Raw genomic sequence first — 16,399 nt, 5'->3', positions numbered from 1 at the left:
CGCGGACACGACCTAGGACCCCTGGGCGTGGTCCCGGCGGGCGAGCGGGGTGGCCAGGAAGTGGAGCAGGCGGACGTACGGTGACCAGCGGGCGGGCCGGGAGACCCGGCCGGTGCAGGCGAGTTCGGCCCGGTCGAGGGCGTCCTCCAGGCAGGCGTCGTGCATCGGTCGCCAGGCCAGCGGCCAGGTGAGGCGCGTCGGGCCGCCGGTCGTCATCGCCAGGGTGTGGTGCAGCAGCGTGTGTTCGGGATCGACCGGCAGGACGGCCAGTTCGTGGAAGCCGTGGAAGCCGCGCGGCCCGGTGAACCGGAAGCGGATCCAGCGCTTGGGCGCGTACCCGGAGACGGTGTAGCGGACGGGGCCGTGGCCGCCGACCGCGCCCACGCCGAGAGGCCGGTCGAACCTCATCGGCGGCCAGGGGCGGCCGGGCCACAGCAGGTCGTCCTCTCCGCTCGCCAGGGAGTCCAGGAGGGCTCCCACCTCGTCCTGCCCGGCGCTCAGCAGGCGTTCGTGCACGTTGTAGACGGCCATGCGGCCCCCTCTCCACAATATTGGAGACTGTCCTCCAATATTGTGGAGGGTACTCTCTGTTTCATGGCGCGACCACCCCGGTTCGACACCGGCCAACTCCTCGACGCCGCGGTCCGTCTCGCGGCGGCCGGCGGTCCGGCCGCGGTCACCATGTCGGCGGTCGCCCAGGCCGTCGGCGCGCCGAGCGGCTCCGTCTACCACCGTTTCGCCGGGCGCCCGGCGCTCCTCGCCGAGGTGTGGCTGCGGACCGTGGAGCGTTTCCAGGAGGGGTACGCCGCCGTCCTCGACGGTGAGCCCGACCCCCACCGGGCGGCATGCCGGGCCTCCCGGTTCGTGGTGTCCTGGAGCCGCCGGAACCCCGAGGAGGCCGCCCTCCTCCTGCACGGCCCGGCCGAGTTCGGCAGGGCCGACTGGTCCGCGGACCACACCCGCCGCGCCGATGCCGGGAACGAGCGGGTGTTCGCCCGGCTCGGCGTCCTGGCGGAAGCCCTGGGCGCCATGGGCGATCACGACCGGGACCGTGTCGTCCTCGCCCTCGTCGATCTGCCGCTCTCCCTGGTCCGCCGCCACCTCCGCGCGGGCACGCCGCTGCCGCCGTACGCCGAGGACCTCGCCGAGGAGAGCACGGCCGCGCTGCTGGCCTGAACCCGGCGCCCGGGCCGGGCCGTAGCCCGTACGGGCCGTGTCGCCGTGGGGCGGGGCGCGGGTCCGGGTGGGCTACGTCGCCGTGTGCGGGCGCGGGAACGCTTCGATACTGGCCGCGCGGGGCCCCGACGGGGCGCCATGACGAAGGAGTGCTGACGTGAACCAGCCGGCGGGCCGGGAATCCGGATGCCAGATGATGAAACGCATCGCCAAGGAGCTCAAGGCGAGCATTCGTGCCGCCGAGGGCCACGCGGACGAGCTGTCGCGCCGTATCGCCGAGCTGGAGGCGCAGCCCGGTCCCGAGGTCGAGCTGGAGATCACCGCCCTGGTGAAGGCGCGGGAAGCCATCGAGAAGAAGATCGCCGAGGAGCACGCGTCCCTCTCCACGCTGGAAGACGTGATCATCGAGAACTGCTGACACGCGTGTCCGGCGCCCTTTGCGGCCCGACCCGCGGCCGGCCTCCCCAGCCCCGGGGGCCGGCCCCAGCCCGACCCGGCCCCCTGACCGGCCGCCCCCCGAACCGGCGCCCCCGGCGCCCGTCCTACAGTCGCGGCCCGATGAGGCGCGCTCCGTCGAGGACGGTGATGGCCGCCGCCGGGCACGAGTCCGCGGCGTCCAGGGCACGCTCGTCCGCGCCGATCTCCTCACGCACCGGTTCGGCGCGCTCACCCTCCAGGCGGTACAGCTCGGGGGCGAGCGCGGCGCACATCCCCGAGCCCAGGCACTGCTCCCGGTCGATCCGGGTCGTCCACGACATCCGGCTCACCAGCCCACCGGCATCTCGCGCGGCCCCCGCACCAGCATCTGGTTCTTCCACACCACGTCGCCCGCGAGGTGCAGCGTCGGGAAGCGGGTGATCAGGGCGCTCAGCGCCTCCTGGAGCTCCAGGCGCGCGAGGGGCGCGCCGAGGCAGTGGTGGACGCCGTGGCCGAACCCGAGGTGCTGTACTCCGGTGCGGGTGATGTCCAGCGTCCCCGGCGCGCCGAACTTGAGCGCGTCGCGGTTGGCGGCCCCCACCGCGACGAGCACCGGCTCCCCGGCGCGCACGAGCGTGCCGCCCACCTCGACGTCCTCCTTGGCGTACCGGGGGAAGGCCGCCGCGCTGCCCAGCGGGACGAAGCGCAGCAGCTCCTCGACGGCACCGGCGACGAGCTCCGGCCGTGCGCGCAGCAGGGCGAGCTGGTCGGGGTGGTCGAGCAGGGCGTACAGGAAGTTGGGGATCTGGCTGGCGGTGGTCTCGTGCCCGGCGACCAGGATCCCCACGCACAGGTCGACCAGTTCCAGCTCGGTCAGGCGGTCGCCGGTGTCCCGGGCCTCGATGAGGCCGGTCATCAGATCGGGGCGGGGACGGTCCCGGTGGTCCTTGATCAACTCGCCCATGTAAGCCCGGAGTTCCTCGCGGTTGCGGGTCGCCTCCTCGGCGGTCAGGGAGCTGGTCGACAGGGCGGCGTCGCTCCAGACGCGGAACTTCGGGCGGTCCTCCTCCGGCACGCCCAGCATCCGGCAGATCACGGCCACCGGGATGGGCAGCGCGTAGTGCTCCACGAGGTCCACGGGCGGGCCCATGGCCTCCATCCGGTCGAGGAACCCGTGCGCCAGCTCCCGCACCTGCGGGCGCTGCTTCTCCACCTGGTGCACGGTGAAGGCCTTCGCCACGAGGGTCCGCAGCCGGGTGTGTCCGGGCGGGTCCATGCTGAGGATGCCGGCGTCCTGCTGCGCCGCGGACTGGCGGGGCTCGTCGTGCTCCAGCGCGTCGGCCCGGCTGAAGCGCCGGTCGCCGAGGACGAGCCGGGCGTCCGCGTACCGCGTGGCCAGCCAGGCGGGCTCGCCGTACGCCATGCGGACGCGTAAGAGGCCGGGGTGCTCCAGCGCCTCCGCGTAGGCCTCGGCCAGGTCCAGTCCTTCGGGCTCGTTGAAGGGGTAGGCCAGCGGGGGCTGCTCGTGCGTGGCGGTCATGGGGAACCTCCCAGGTGTAAGCGGCTGCTTACCAACCTAGAGTTGGGCTTCCGGGCGGTCAACGGGGCCTCGAGCGCGGGCTGGTGGGCGCGGCGCCGGACGAACAGGGGGTGGCAGGTGGTGGCCATGAAGGCGGACGACGAGGCAGGGCCGTCGCGCGGGGGACCGCGGGTGCGGCCGGCTCCGCCACCGGCAGCGGACGACGACGGTGCACCGCCGCCGGACGGCGCCCCGGCCCGGCAACGGCCCCCGGGCGGTGGCGCCCCGGCCGGGGAGCGGCCCCCGGACCGCGCCTCGACCCGGGAGCGGTTGCTCGCGGCCGCGTCCGGCCTGTTCGCGGAGCGCGGCTACGAGCGCGCCACCGTACGGGACATCGCCTCCCGCGCCCGGGTCAACCAGGCGCTTCTCTTCCGCCACTTCGGTTCGAAGCGTGCCCTCTTCGGCGAGGTGGTGTCACGCGACGGGACGGAACAGCTACGGAACACCCCGCCGGAACGGCTCGTGGAGACGGTACTGACGAGCATGCTCGCCCCGCCCGCGCTCGACGGCGGCGGCGGTTCCAGCCGCTCCCTGGAGACCCTGCTGCGGTCGGTCGGCGCGGGGGACGAGGTGTCCGCGGCCGTCACCGCGCTGGGGGACGACTACGCCCGGGCCCTGGCCACCCTGAGCGACGCCGACGACAACGGCCTGCGCGGGGACCTGGCCCTGTCCTGGCTCCTCGGCATCGGCCTCATGCGGGTGGTCGTGGGCAAGCGACCGCTGGCGGACGCGGACGCCGGCGAGGTGAGCCGCCTGGTGGTCGGCACTCTCGGCGGGCTGCTCGACGGTATGGCACCGCCCCGGGACCGGGGCGCCGGCCAGGACTGACGCCGGCCGATGCCGGTGGCTCCCGGAACCCCGGGCAGGGCTCCGCGTACCCCTGCCCGCCGTCCGGACGGCGCGTCGCGGCCCCTGGCGGACAGGAGTTCACCTTGTGCCGGACCGTGGAACCCCTACGCTGGATCACCGACACGACGGCGTCCTCGGGGGTGCGGATGCAACGCGGCGAGCTGGTGGCGGGCCGGTACGAACTCGTGGAACGGCTCGGCCGGGGCGGCATGGGCGACGTGTGGGCGGGACGGGACCGCACACTGCGCCGGGACGTGGCCGTCAAACTGCTGGTGCTCGACGCCACGGTGCCGCCGGACCTGCCCCACCGCTTCGAGCGGGAAGCCGTGGCCGCCGCGCAGATCAACCACCCGAACGTGGTCGCCCTGCACGACTTCGGGGTGCACGAGGACCTGCTCTACCTCGTCATGGAGCGGGTCGAGGGCGCCACGCTGGCCGCGCACCTCGGTGACTGGGGCCCCATGGAGCCGGCCCGCGCGCTGGAGGTCGCCCAGCAGATCTGCGAGGCGCTCGCCGCCGCGCACCGGGCCCGTGTCATCCACTACGACATCAAGCCCCACAACGTGATGCTGACCCGGGACGGACGGGTGAAGGTGGTGGACTTCGGCATCGCCGGCTTCGTCCACCTGCCCTACACCCTCGTCCCCTCCGAGCAGCTCGCCCCGGCGGGCACTCCGGAGTACGGGGCGCCGGAGCAGTTCCTCACGGAACGCGGGGACGAACGCTCGGACCTGTACGCCCTCGGCAGCGTCCTGTTCGCCCTGCTCACCGGCCGTCCGCCCGTGACCGGTCCCAACGGTTACGCGGTCATGCGCCGCAAGCTCGACGAGGAGGCGCCCTCCCTCGGCACGTTCCGCCCCGACCTGCCGCCGGACCTGATCCGGCTGGTCGCCGACCTGTTGCGACGCGATCCGGCCCGCCGCCCGCCGACGGCGGAAGCGGTGGAATACCGGCTCCGACGCCTGCGCGCCACGACCGGCGCGCCGGGGACCTCCGGCACCGCCGGCGACACCGGGGAACGGACCCGCACCCCCACCGGTACCCACACCCGCCGCATCCCGACCTCCGGCACCCCCAACCGGACCCCCGTGCCCACCTCGTCCCGCACCCCCACGCCCACCGAGCCGATCCGGCCGGGCGAGGAACCGTTCGACATCACCTGGAGCGTCAAGGACCGCTCCACCGTCGGCCCGCGTCCCCGCTACGGACCGGCGCTCGCGTGCGCCTGGATCGTGGCCCTGGTCCTCGCGACCGCCGTACTCTCCCGGGACTACTTCCCCCCTGACGGCGCCGCCCTGCGCAAGGCGTACGAGGAGGACGACGATCCGGTGCTCGGCACGGTCTTCCTGCTCGTCGTCGCGCTCTCGATCGCCACCGTGACCACCGTCGCGGGCGCGCTGCGCCGGCGCCTCCGCAACGGCCGCGCCACCGCCTGGTCCCTCCGGATCGGCCCGCAGGGCATCGTCACCACGGACGCGTCCGCCGCCACGACCGCCACCGGCCCGACGGGCCGCCACGCCATCGCCTGGGACCGGGTCCGCATGGTCACCCTGGAGGACGTCCGGGCGGGCGTACCCCGACGGAGCACCGGGCTCCATGTCCGCTTCACCCCCGACGCCCCCGCGCAAGCCCCCGGCCGTCCGGCGGGCTGGAACGGCCCGCTCCCCCTCCGCCCCCGGGCGGACGGCAGCGTCCCCCTGTGCGTGCTCGGCCCCCTCACGGCCGAGCAGCGCTCCGCGCTCACCGACGCCCTCGGCCACTACGCCGGCCCTCGCTGGCGCCCCGAGATCGGCCGCCTGGGGGACGCCTGACGGGAAAGCGGCTTTTGGGAAGCGGCTTTCCGGAGAGAGCCCGTCACGCGGACGGCCCATGACTTGACGTGTCTGCGACATACGGATAGTCCAAGGGGGCATCCATGGAGTCGCTCCGGAGAGGCCTTCCTTGTCCCACAGACCGAGAACGCGCCGGGCCGCCGTCATCGCCGCCACCACCGTCATGCTGCTCGCCGGCTTCCCCGGCAGCGCCCACGCCGCACCGCCCCGTGCCCTGCCCGGTGACGCGAGCGCGCTGGAACGGGCCTTCCAGCCCGCGTACGACTACGACAAGGACGGCTGCTACGCCACGCCGGCCATCGGCCCGGACGGCACCGTGTCCCCCGGTCTGAAGCCGTCCGGCACCGTGAGCGGACAGTGCCGGGACGCGTCGGACCTCGACAACACGAACGGGTACGCCCGCGCCCTGTGCAGCGACGGCTGGTGCGCCGTGATGTACGACCTGTACTTCGAGAAGGACCAGGCCGTCTGGGGCAGCGGACTCGGCGGGCACCGCCACGACTGGGAGCACGTCGTCGTCTGGGTCCGCGACGGCACCGCCCAGTACGTCGCCACGTCCGCCCACGGGAAGTTCTCCGTCCACGGGCGGGACCGGATCCGCTGGGACGGGAGCCACCCCAAGATCGTCTATCACAAGGACGGGGTGAGCACGCACTGCTTCCGGCCCGCCTCGGCGAACGACGAACCGCCGGAGAACCACCGCGGCACCTGGCAGTACCCCGACCTGGTCGGCTGGGAGGGCTACCCGCCCGGCGTGCGGGACCGCCTCGTCCAGGCCGACTTCGGCTCGGCCGGCTTCGGCCTGAAGGACACCGCCTTCCGCTCCCTGCTCACCAAGGCGAAGCCGGCCGGCATCACGTTCGATCCGCCCGCCGTGCGGGGGTGAGGAGAGGGACGGCCGGCCGCGCCGTTAGGGTTCCTCCCATGAGTGAGCCGGTGCTGCGCGCGATCGAATGGGACGGGACGAGCTGGGACGACCCGTCGGAGGACCGTCTCCACGACCTGCTGGCCGACATGAACCTCACCTGGCGGTTCGTCATCGTGCGGCGTCTCGACCGGGAGCCCGCCGACCAGCACTACATCCAGGTCGGTCTCAACGACGACCTGAGCTACCAGGTGGAGTTCCGGGACGGGGGACCCGACAGCCACTTCCAGGCGCGGGTCCCCCGGGACCACGGTGTCTTCTCGCTGGAACCCGTGGCCAAGGTGGTCCAGGACTGGGCCTTCGGGCGCCCGGGGTGGCGCGAGGCCCTTCCCTGGACGCCCTGGCCGTCCACGGAGCCTGCCCCGCCTCCACCGGCGGGGCCGCCCGCGTGAGCGGTGGCCTCCTGAGCGGTCGTGCGTGCCGGGCCGCGACACCGTCCGCGTACCGGTGCCGGCCGGCCCTCAGACCGCCGTCCACGGGCGGAGCTTCTCCGGGTTGAGCACGGCCCACACCCGCCGGATCCGGTCGCCCGCGAAGTCGAACGCCATCACCGAGACCGTGACGCCGTCCAGTTGGGCCACCAGCCCGGGCCGGCCGTTGACCGTGCGCTCCACGAGCGTCACCGCGGGCGCGGCACCCGCCCGGTCGGCGAAGAAGCGGGCCACCTGTTCGGCGCCCTCGACCGGCCGGGGCGCGGCCGTCACGAGGCCGCCGCCGTCCCCGGTCGCCGTGGCGTCGGGGGCCAGCAGGCCGATGAGAGCGTCGACGTCCCGTGCTTCCCAGGCTCGCTTGAACGCCCGGACGACATCGGCGTGCCCGCCCGTCACGGCCGGGCCGGGCGTGGCCGCGCCGACGCGGCGGCGGGCGGACGAGGCCAGTTGGCGGCACGCCGCCGGAGTGCGGCCGACGATCCCGGCCACCTCGGGGAAGGGGTAGCGGAAGACGTCGTGCAGGACGAACGCGACCCGCTCCGCCGGGGTCATCGCCTCCAGGACGACGAGGAAGGCCATGGTCACCGACTCGTCGAGGGTGACCTGGTCGGCCGGGTCGGCGATCCCGGCCCCCGCCCGCCCGCTGATCCACTCCGTACGGTCCGGCAACGGCTCGGGAATCCATTCCCCCACGTAACGCTCGCGTCTGACCCGCGCCGAACCGAGCAGGTCGAGGCAGATCCGTCCGGCGACGGTCGTCAGCCAGGCTCCCGGCGAGTCGATGGCCCGCCGCTCCTCCGGTGACCTCGCGTACCAGCGTGCGAAGGTCTCCTGGACCACGTCCTCGGCATCGGCGAGCGATCCGGTCAGCCGGTACGCGAGGTTGGTCAGATGACGCCGCTCGGCCATGAGCACGCTGAGCTCCGGTTCGGAACGGCCGCCGCGTGCCCGCTCGGAACCGGACGGGGACGCGGGGCCGGACCCGGACCCGGGCCGGGACTCGCACGCGGGCCGGGATTCGCACGCGGGCTCGGACGCGGACGCGGGCTCGGACGGGTGGGGCATGGTGACACCGGCTCCTTCGGACGTGGTCTCTCGCTCCTGACGTCCCTTACGACGATCCGTGGCGTCCCTCTGTGAGGCCGGCGGTACGTCACCGGGGCGGTACGTCACCGCTGAGCACCACCGACCACCGGCCCCCGTGGTTCCGGGGCGGGCCGGCGGGCCCGGTGTGCCGGCCGTCAGTGGTCGTCCTCGTCCCAGGAGTCGTCGCCGTGCTCGCCGAACCCGGTGAACGGGAGCGGGTCCACCACCCAGCCGGCGCTCAGTACCAGGCGCGAGGTGCGGTGGACGGCCAGGAAGGCGAAGGGCCGGTCGAAGGTGACCTCGACGACCCGGACCGAGTACCGAGGGGGCCGGGGCGCACCCCCGGCCACGGCTCCCAGGGCCGTCACGGAGGCCGCTTCGAAGCCCTCGGCGTCGAAGACGGCGAGGGCGGTGTGGCCGGCCGTGCCGACCGCCAACGGCTCGGGCCCGATGCCGGGGAAGTGGCCACGGCTCGGGTCCGAAGCCGTCGACAGACCGAACGGGGCGGGCCGTCGCAGCAGGTCGTGGCGCGCCTCGACGCGGAACGGCACGGTCAGGACCTGGAGTTCGGGCTCGGGGGTCTGTCGGCGCTGCGTGTACACCAGGACGCCCGGGCCCGGCGCGCCATCGGCGAGCCGGTCGCCGGGCACCGGTGAGCCGGCGCCGGTGAGCGTGCCGATCCCGTGGCACAGGACCCGGTCGGGCGGCATGCCGTCGGCACCCATGCACAGGTGCACGTCGACGTCGGTGGTGCCGAGCACCTTGAGCACGGTCAGGGGACCGTCCGGGGTGTCCGCCACGGCCACCCGGTCCAGGACCGAGGTGGTCCGGCACAGTCCGCGGAGGGCGCGTCCCCGCCACGGACCGGTGTCGCACTCCACCACTGTCTCGACGAACGGCCGGAGCCAGCGGGTCCGCAGTGTCTGGGCCGCCGCCAGCACCAGCTCGGTGTCCTTCTCGATCCGCACGGGCATGTCCCTGACCAGGCCGCCGGTGGCCTCGGCGACCCAGGCGTCGAGGCGCTCCCGGTCGGCCGCCTGATCGCCGAGGAACGTACCGTGCGTACCGGCCGGCAGCCCCGCCGTCCAGGCCGCGTCCAGCGGGAAGCCGGCCCGGGTCCACAGTCCCAGTGCCGTCCGCGTGCCGCGGAGCGACCCCAGGGCCTCGATGAAGCACCGCGCGGCTCCGGCCGCCTCGGCCGCCGGCAGCCCCACCGCGTCCTCCAGCTCGTCACGCGCCGGTCCGTCGGCGGCGGACGCCAGGAAGCCGAGCAACGGCCAGAGCGTCGCGGCGGACAGGGCGGCACCTTCCGGGGCCGCACCACCGCCCGCCGCCCACCGCGCGGTGAGCCGGTTGACGGCGCGTACGGAGCGTGCTGCGGGCTGCATGGTGTCTCCCCCGGATCGTGTGGGGCGGCAGGCCCAACTCCGGCCCCGGTCACGCCCGCTCGCGTCCGCCCCGGCGACACCTTAATCGCACGGGCGGGCTCCACGCCGGGGGGCCGGTTGTCAGTGGGGCAGTGCATCATCGGTGCCATGACACAAGGCACCACCGACGCGTTGAGCCGACTCGCCCGTGAACACCTGCCCGGCGAGATCGCCGAGCGCTGGACAGGCCTGCTGCGGCCGAGCATCCGGCTGGAGAAGAGCGCGGGACCGGGACCGGGACCGTCGGGGATTCCGGGTCCGGGTTCAGGTCCGGCTCCGGGAGCGGGTCCGGGCGCGGTCGTCGGACGGCTCGGCGGGCTGCCGCGGTTGCCGGAGGGCGAGGAGTGGCCCCAGTGGGAGGGGCACGGACCGCTCTCCTTCGTCGCCGCGCTCGACTGCGCCGCGCTCCCGTCCGCCGCCCTCGACGTGGCGCTGCCGGCCGGAGGCACGCTGCTCTTCTTCTATTTCGACGGGCAACTGGACGACGGGGAGGCGGTGGTCACCCCCGACGAACCCGACACCTGGGCGGGCGCGCGCGTGCTGTACGTGCCGGCGGGCGTCCCGGTCGCCGAGCGGCCCGTGCCCGGGGAGCTCGAACCGTACCCCGAGGTGGAGCTGACGGCCCGGGTGGAGCCGACCGCCCCGTACCTGCGGCATCCCGTGGTGCACCGCGAGTTCGGTCCGGAGCGGGACGGCCACCCGCTGTGGGGCGGGGCCTTCGAGGACGCGCTGTGGGACCACACCGGAGGCACGGAGCACCGGATAGGCGGCCATGCGACCCCGGTGCAGGACGCGGTGGAGCTCGAGGTCGCCCGCGGGGCCCTGGGCGGCCCGCCGTGGGACGACCCGCGCATCGGCGAGGAGGCTCTCCGCTGGGTGCTGCTCGCCCAGTTCGACTCGGACGACGACGCCGACATGATGTGGGGCGACTGCGGTGCCCTCTACTGGCTCATACGCCCCGAGGACCTGGCCGAACGCCGCTTCGAGCGGGCCCTTCTCACCTGGCAGTGCGGCTGAGAACCCGACCCCGCCCCGTCGCGTCCCGGCGGCTCCCGTGCATTGCAACGCTGGTTCCTCTCGTTGCCTTCACCCGCAGTGTCATTGCTTCAAATAACCGGCTCTGACCTGGTGTTACGCCCACAAGTCCATTGACCGAATAGTGAACGCAACGTAGCTTTCGGGGTGCGTCAACGAGTGGCGCAACGAGGTGAGGAACAGTCATGAGCGAATCCCTCCACACCGTCACGTCGCTGCCGACGGAGCGACGACCCGGCTGCCCCTTCGACCCGCCGGCGGAGCTGGTCGACGCCCGGCGGCACGGCCCGATCAGCCGCTACACCCACCCCGGCGGGAAGCCCGGCCGGCTGATCACCGGACACGACCTCGTCAGGTCCGTCCTGGCCGACCCGCGGTTCAGCTCCCGCAAAGAACTGCTGAACGTGGTCGACTTCGAACTCCCCCCGGCGCCGCCGGGCGAGTTCCTGCTCATGGACGAACCCCGGCACAGCCGGTACCGCAAGCCGCTGGTGGGCAAGTTCACCGCACGGCGGATGCGGCTGCTCACCGAGCGGATCGAGCAGATCACCACCGACTGCCTGGACGCCATGGAGGAGGCCGGGCCGCCCACCGACCTGGTGACCGCGTTCGCCAAGCCCATACCCACCATCGTCATCTGCGAGCTCCTGGGCGTCCCCTACGAGGACCGGGAGTCCTTCCAGGAGCAGATCGACGCGTTCATGAACGGCGAGACGAGCGACGAGGACCTGGTCGCGGCCTACACCGCCACCCAGAACTACCTCGCGGAGCTGGTGGCCGCCAAGCGGGCGAACCCCACCGACGACGTGCTCAGCGAACTCACCGACAGCGACCTGACCGACGAGGAACTCCAGGGAATCAGCCTGATCCTGCTGGCGGCAGGGTTCGACACCACGGCGAACATGCTGTCGCTGGGCACCTTCGCGCTGCTCCAGCACCCCGCGCAACTGGCCGCGCTGCGCGCCGATCCCACGCTCATCGACGGGGCCGTGGAGGAACTGCTGCGGTACCTGAGCGTCGCCAAGTCGTTCATGCGGACCGCATTGGTGGACGTCGAGGTGGGCGGCCACACCATCGAGGCCGGGACGACGGTCGTCCTGTCGTACCACACCGCCAACCGCGACCCCGAGCGCTTCACCGACCCCCACGCCCTCGACATCCACCGGCGGGAAGGCGGGCACCTGGCCTTCGGCCACGGCATCCACCTGTGCCTCGGCCAGCAACTCGCCCGCGTCGAGATGCGGGTCGCGCTCTCCCGGCTGCTCCAGCGCTTCCCCACCCTTCGCCTGGCCGTACCGGCCGAGGACGTCGCCCTGCGCCCGGAGGCCGCGGACATCCACGGGGTGAAGAGCCTCCCCGTCACGTGGGACGCCTGACCGGAACCGGACCGTGCGGGCCGGGCGGGACCGTGCGGACACTCCTGGGGAGTGCCTGCGGACGCTCCTAGGGAGTGTGTTCCGGATCCCGCCCGGTGCGCCGGGCGGGGGCGCCGGGCGCCGGTGCGCCGGACGCGTCCAGGAGGATGCGGGCCACCTCCTCGGGGTGGGTCAGCTGCGGATAGTGCCCGGCGCCGGGGACGGTGAGGTGGACCGCCCCGCCGGCGGCCGGAAGACCGCACGCCAGGGGGTCGGCGGCGCCGGTCACGACAGTGACGGGCACCCGAACACCGGCCAGCTCCCGCCGCAGCGCGCCCTGCTGAAGGCGGCCCGCCCGCAGTGCGGCCATGGTGCGCCGGGCGGTGCCCGGCCGGTGCAGGGCCGCCGCCGCGCTGTCGAGCGCGGGGCCCGCGGGGACGCCGAGACGGGAGGCGAGCCGGGCCGCGGACACCCGGCGCAGGGCCATTGGGGTCATCAGGTCGCGCACCCACCGGCGCGGCGCGTCCTGGAGGAACGCCGGGGCGACGAGGACCAGTCCGCCGATCCGCTCCGGGTGGCGCCGCGCGTAGCGTACGGCGGGCCCACAGGCGAGGGAGTGCGCCGTGAGGAGCGGACGGCTCGTCACCGGCTCCAGCAGTTCGGTGAGCCAGTGCTCCAGATCGGTGTCCGCCGGACCGGACCGGCCCAGGCCGGGCAGGTCGGCGGCGAGCGTAGGAGCGCCCAGGCGCGCGGACACCGGGGTCCACGACTCGGCGTCCAGCGGAAGGCCGTGCAGCAGCACGTGCGCCGGCGTTCGCCGGTCTCCGGCGATCCAGGTGCGGCTGCCCGCGACACCCTGGTAGCCGTACGGCCCCGCCGGTGCGACGCCCCTGCCGAAGCGGGTCGCGACGAGGTGGTCGGCCCAGGTGCGCAGCACCTCCCCGACCGGCGGCGCGGCCAGGCCGTGGCTGCGGGCGAAGGCGTCCGCCGGGCCGGTCGGGTAGCGGTCGGCGGACAGGAACGAGAACGTCTCGGGGTCGGCACCCGTCAGGGCGCGCGGCAGCCGCCGCAGCAGCGGCACGGGGACGTGGCGGCGCGGCGCGCGCACCCCGGTGTGCTCGGCGACGAGCCGGAGCAGCGCGGGGAGTTCGGGGGTCGAGTCGTCGAGGATCCAGTAGTCCCGCCCGGCGGCGTCCGGGTCCTCGGGCAGGGCGGCGAGGAACCGCGCGACATGGTCGAGGGCCACGACCGGCAGGAAGGTGGCCGGCGTGCCGGGGACGGCGGGCATCCGGCCGTGCCACAGGTCGTCCACCAGGGAGGCCAGCCCGATGTACTGGCCGGGGCCCACCACGCTGGCGGGGTTCGCCACGGTGAGGGGGACGCCCAGTTCCGCGGCGCGGCGGCGGACCGCCGCGTCACCCTCCCGCTTGGACGCCTCGTAGGCGCCCAGCCGGTCGTAGTCGTCGTCACCGCCCCGGGCGCCCACGCGGTAGCCGCTGAGGTGCACCAGCCTGCGCGGGGCGGGCCGTGCCGCGGTCCACTCGACGGCGTTGACCGCGCCGGTGACGTTCACGGCCCGCGCCTCGTCGGTACCGAGGCCGAAGGCGAAGCGGGCGGCGCAGTTGTACACGTCCCGGACGGCGGGCAGGGCGTCGGGCGCGAGGCCGAGGCCTGGGCGGGTGAGATCGACGCGGACGACGGTCAGGGCGCCGGTGTCCGCGCCCGCACGGGCCAGTGCTTCCACCAGCGGCTCGGCGGACCCGCGTACGGCGGCGGCCACCCGCCGTCCCCGGCGGAGCAGTTCGGCGACGAGTGCGCGTCCGACGAAGCCGGAGGCTCCGAGGACGAGGGTGTCGGCGGAGGAGGACATGACTCACTCACTTTCAGTAGACCGATCTATATATTTTTGGGTCCGGAAAACGCCCACCCGAAGGTGGGCGGGGGAGCGGGGGGTCAGGTCAACAGGGTGAGCGCGCGGGCCGCCCGTTCCAGCGGGTCGCGGCTGCGATGGGCCCTCGCCAGCAGCAACGCCCCCTCGATCAGGGCGAGGACGGCCGTGGCGGCCGTCTCCGGGGAAGCGTGGCCGTCGGCGGCGAGCCGCTCGGTCAAGGTCGCCTCCCACGAGCCGTACACCTCGGAACAGGCCCGCTGGAGCGCGGGGTTGCCGACGGCCATCTCCAGGGCGACGGTCGCCACCGGGCACCCCTTGTGCCAGTCCGACGCCTCCAGCCGGTCGCCGAGGACCTTCAGGAGCGCGGCGAGCGTCTCCGCCGTACCGGCCGCGCCGGAGTCGTGCTCCAGGCCGGCCAGGAGCGCCGAGACCTCCTCGCCACCCCGGCGGACGGCTTCCTCGACCAACTGGTCCTTGCCGCCGGGGAAGTGGAAGTACAGCGACCCCTTCGGGGCGCCGCTCGCGGCGACGACCTGGTTGAGCCCCGCGTGGTGATACCCGCCCGCCTCGATGAGGTGCTGCGTGGCGTCCAGGAGTTTGCCGCGGGTCTCCTCGCCCTTCTGTCCCATGCCGAAAAAATAGACCGGTCGTCTTATTTTGGCAAGCGCTCACGCGACCGGCGCCCCGCCGCCCCGCCGCCGCGACCGCCGGAGCTCCCCACCCGCTCTTACGGCGGCGGGCACGTCACCCGTTCCGGCCCCGGGCCGGCCGGGCCCGGTGCCCGTCCTCCGGAGCGGCCACGCCGGGGCGCTCGCGCCAGTACACGCCCGAGACCCGGCGCCACACCAGCATCACCAGCACGCCGGTGACCAGGATGCCCAGCGCGATGACGAGCGGCGGGCCGAGACCGAACCAGTCGGTGCCGCTGTAGCTCTTCTCGGGTTCCGCCATGTCGATGACCGCCTCGGCCAGCAGCCACACCAGCAGCAGTGAGCCGACGACCGGCCCCGCGCCGATGAACAGGAAGCCCCGGACGCTCTCCGTCAGACGGCGCCGGTAATAGACCGCGCAGGCCACGCCGGTGAGCGCGTAGTAGAAGGCGATGAGCAGGGACAGGGCCGTCAGCGAGTCGAACAGGGCGTTGGCGCTGATCCGGTTGACCACCAGGTACCAGGCGATGGCCACGGCCGCGACCCACCAGGTGCTGGTGTGCGGGGTGCGGAACCGGGGGTGGACGCGGGCGAGCCGGCCGGGCAGCGCCCCCCGGCGGGCCATGGACAGCACCGTACGGGAGGCCGGGATGATCGTGGTCTGGGTGGACGCCACCGCGGAGGTGGAGACGGCCAGCAGCACGATCCAGTCCCACCCGCCCATCACGTCCTCGGCGAGCAGGCCGAAGACGTACTCCTCCTCGCCGGCGTTCTCGACGAGGAAGGCCGTTCCGGCATAGGCCACCACGGCGAACGCGACCGACACGTACGTCACCAGCAGCACGACGGTCGACCACACGCCCGCCCGGCCCGGCGCGCTGGTGGGGTCCTTGACCTCCTCGGTCAGGTTGACCGCCGACTCCCAGCCCCAGTAGGTGAAGACGCCCAGCAGCAGCCCGCCCGTCAGCGCCGCGCCCCCGGCGCCGAACGGGTTCAGCCAGGCCGCCGCGGGGGTGGCCGACCCGGGCGCCGCGCTCCCGGCGTACACGCGGTACAGCGCCACGACCGCGAACACCAGCAGGCAGGCGACCTGCGCGAGGATGAGCACGTTCTGCACCTTGGCCGAGACCTCGGTGCCGATGACGCACACCGCCGTCATCACCAGGATGAGCAGCACGGACAGACCTTGGCGTACGGCGTCGTTCCCGGCCGCGCCGTCCAGGCCGACGGTGAGCAGACCGAAGGTCACCGCCACGTCGGCGAGCGACCCCACGACCAGCACACCCGTCATCGCCACCGCCCAGCCGGCGAGCCACCCGGCCCACGGCCCCATCGCCCGGGTCACCCAGGAGAAGGTCGTGCCGCAGTCCGGGTCCACCTTGTTGAGGTAGTAGAACGCCGACGCGATCAGCAGCATCGGCACGAAGGACGCGACCAGGACGCCCGGGGCGTGGACGCCGACGAGCGCGACGATCGGGCCGATGACCGCCGCCAGGGAGTAGGCGGGGGAGGTGGAGTTGAGTCCGATGACGAGCGCGTCGGTGAAACCGATCGCACCGGCCTTGAGACCGGCGGGCGGATCCGCGCCCGTGTCCGTGTCCTCGTCCTTCATCTTCCCTCGCTTCCGGGGTGTGGTCGACGCCTGGTGGAATGATCCTCAGCGGGAGTACGCGGAGCACGTGACGGCCCCGGACCGGCGCGCCGCGGGAGCGGGAGCCCCTCGGGCGGCGCGCCGCGCGGACGGGT

Annotated in this window: 16 protein-coding genes; 8 read left to right on the top strand and 8 right to left on the bottom strand. The window is 73.9% G+C overall.

Translation table 11 applies throughout. The annotated features are described in order from the left end of the window. Nucleotides 1-12 precede the first annotated feature (12 nt). Entirely contained in the window at nt 13-531 is a 519-nt protein-coding gene (locus tag ACZ7LK_RS11760; protein ID WP_392273048.1) for an SRPBCC family protein, read from the bottom strand. 63 nt (nt 532-594) lie between these two features. Between ACZ7LK_RS11760 and ACZ7LK_RS11755 the strand changes: the two genes are divergently transcribed. Continuing rightward, on the top strand, nt 595-1,176 hold the full coding sequence (locus ACZ7LK_RS11755) for a TetR/AcrR family transcriptional regulator (RefSeq protein WP_392273049.1): 582 nt from the start codon (nt 595-597) through the stop codon (nt 1,174-1,176). Between the two features lie 157 nt (nt 1,177-1,333). Then, entirely contained in the window at nt 1,334-1,594 is a 261-nt protein-coding gene (locus ACZ7LK_RS11750; RefSeq protein ID WP_469464650.1) for a hypothetical protein, read from the top strand. A gap of 124 nt (nt 1,595-1,718) precedes the next feature. On the opposite strand, the gene ACZ7LK_RS11745 is transcribed toward ACZ7LK_RS11750, so the two are convergent. Both ACZ7LK_RS11745 and ACZ7LK_RS11740 read right to left on the bottom strand, forming a co-directional pair. Then, a complete protein-coding gene (locus ACZ7LK_RS11745; protein WP_392273051.1) occupies nt 1,719-1,934 on the bottom strand; it encodes a ferredoxin in 216 nt (71 codons plus the stop codon). Nucleotides 1,935-1,939: 5 nt separating this feature from the next. Further along, complete coding sequence (locus tag ACZ7LK_RS11740) at nt 1,940-3,133, bottom strand: cytochrome P450 (protein WP_392273052.1); 1,194 nt, start codon at nt 3,131-3,133, stop codon at nt 1,940-1,942. A 126-nt stretch (nt 3,134-3,259) separates the two neighbouring features. On the opposite strand from ACZ7LK_RS11740, the gene ACZ7LK_RS11735 reads away from it, so the two are divergent. The 4 genes from ACZ7LK_RS11735 (at nt 3,260) to ACZ7LK_RS11720 (ending at nt 7,170) form a co-directional block, all read left to right on the top strand. Then, entirely contained in the window at nt 3,260-4,000 is a 741-nt protein-coding gene (locus ACZ7LK_RS11735; protein WP_471139944.1) for a TetR/AcrR family transcriptional regulator, read from the top strand. A 116-nt stretch (nt 4,001-4,116) separates the two neighbouring features. Next, nucleotides 4,117-5,832, top strand: a complete 1,716-nt coding sequence (locus ACZ7LK_RS11730; RefSeq protein ID WP_471139941.1) for a serine/threonine-protein kinase — start codon at nt 4,117-4,119, stop codon at nt 5,830-5,832. A 184-nt stretch (nt 5,833-6,016) separates the two neighbouring features. Continuing rightward, a complete protein-coding gene (locus ACZ7LK_RS11725; protein ID WP_469464661.1) occupies nt 6,017-6,739 on the top strand; it encodes an NPP1 family protein in 723 nt (240 codons plus the stop codon). A 38-nt stretch (nt 6,740-6,777) separates the two neighbouring features. Next, complete coding sequence (locus ACZ7LK_RS11720) at nt 6,778-7,170, top strand: hypothetical protein (RefSeq protein WP_392273055.1); 393 nt, start codon at nt 6,778-6,780, stop codon at nt 7,168-7,170. A 69-nt stretch (nt 7,171-7,239) separates the two neighbouring features. Here the strand turns inward: ACZ7LK_RS11720 and sigJ are convergent, their stop codons facing one another. Both sigJ and ACZ7LK_RS11710 read right to left on the bottom strand, forming a co-directional pair. Further along, entirely contained in the window at nt 7,240-8,118 is an 879-nt protein-coding gene (gene sigJ / locus ACZ7LK_RS11715) for an RNA polymerase sigma factor SigJ (RefSeq protein WP_471140625.1), read from the bottom strand. A 332-nt stretch (nt 8,119-8,450) separates the two neighbouring features. Further along, nucleotides 8,451-9,683 (bottom strand): serpin family protein, encoded by a 1,233-nt coding sequence (locus tag ACZ7LK_RS11710; RefSeq protein ID WP_471139937.1) that lies wholly within the window; start codon nt 9,681-9,683, stop codon nt 8,451-8,453. Nucleotides 9,684-9,830: 147 nt separating this feature from the next. On the opposite strand from ACZ7LK_RS11710, the gene ACZ7LK_RS11705 reads away from it, so the two are divergent. Together ACZ7LK_RS11705 and ACZ7LK_RS11700 are read left to right on the top strand one after the other, a co-directional pair. After that, nucleotides 9,831-10,739: a YwqG family protein gene (locus tag ACZ7LK_RS11705; RefSeq protein WP_471139935.1), complete on the top strand. Its 909-nt coding sequence runs from the start codon at nt 9,831-9,833 to the stop codon at nt 10,737-10,739. Between the two features lie 203 nt (nt 10,740-10,942). After that, nucleotides 10,943-12,133, top strand: a complete 1,191-nt coding sequence (locus ACZ7LK_RS11700) for a cytochrome P450 (RefSeq protein ID WP_471139932.1) — start codon at nt 10,943-10,945, stop codon at nt 12,131-12,133. Nucleotides 12,134-12,200: 67 nt separating this feature from the next. On the opposite strand, the gene ACZ7LK_RS11695 is transcribed toward ACZ7LK_RS11700, so the two are convergent. The 3 genes from ACZ7LK_RS11695 to ACZ7LK_RS11685 all read right to left on the bottom strand — a co-directional run bounded on the left by ACZ7LK_RS11695 (nt 12,201) and on the right by ACZ7LK_RS11685 (nt 16,265). Next, nucleotides 12,201-13,982 carry an alpha/beta fold hydrolase gene (locus ACZ7LK_RS11695; RefSeq protein ID WP_471139929.1) on the bottom strand — a complete coding sequence of 594 codons (1,782 nt, stop codon included), beginning with the start codon at nt 13,980-13,982 and terminating at the stop codon, nt 12,201-12,203. A gap of 83 nt (nt 13,983-14,065) precedes the next feature. Further along, the gene (locus ACZ7LK_RS11690; RefSeq protein ID WP_471139927.1) at nt 14,066-14,632 is read right to left on the bottom strand and encodes a TetR/AcrR family transcriptional regulator; all 567 of its coding nucleotides are present in this window, start codon (nt 14,630-14,632) and stop codon (nt 14,066-14,068) included. 115 nt (nt 14,633-14,747) lie between these two features. Next, complete coding sequence (locus ACZ7LK_RS11685) at nt 14,748-16,265, bottom strand: APC family permease (protein WP_392273061.1); 1,518 nt, start codon at nt 16,263-16,265, stop codon at nt 14,748-14,750. Between the last annotated feature and the right edge of the window lie 134 nt (nt 16,266-16,399).

The sequence above is a fragment of the Streptomyces sp. NPDC039423 genome (genome assembly GCF_055598725.1).
This window is presented reverse-complemented; position numbering and strand designations above follow the sequence as displayed.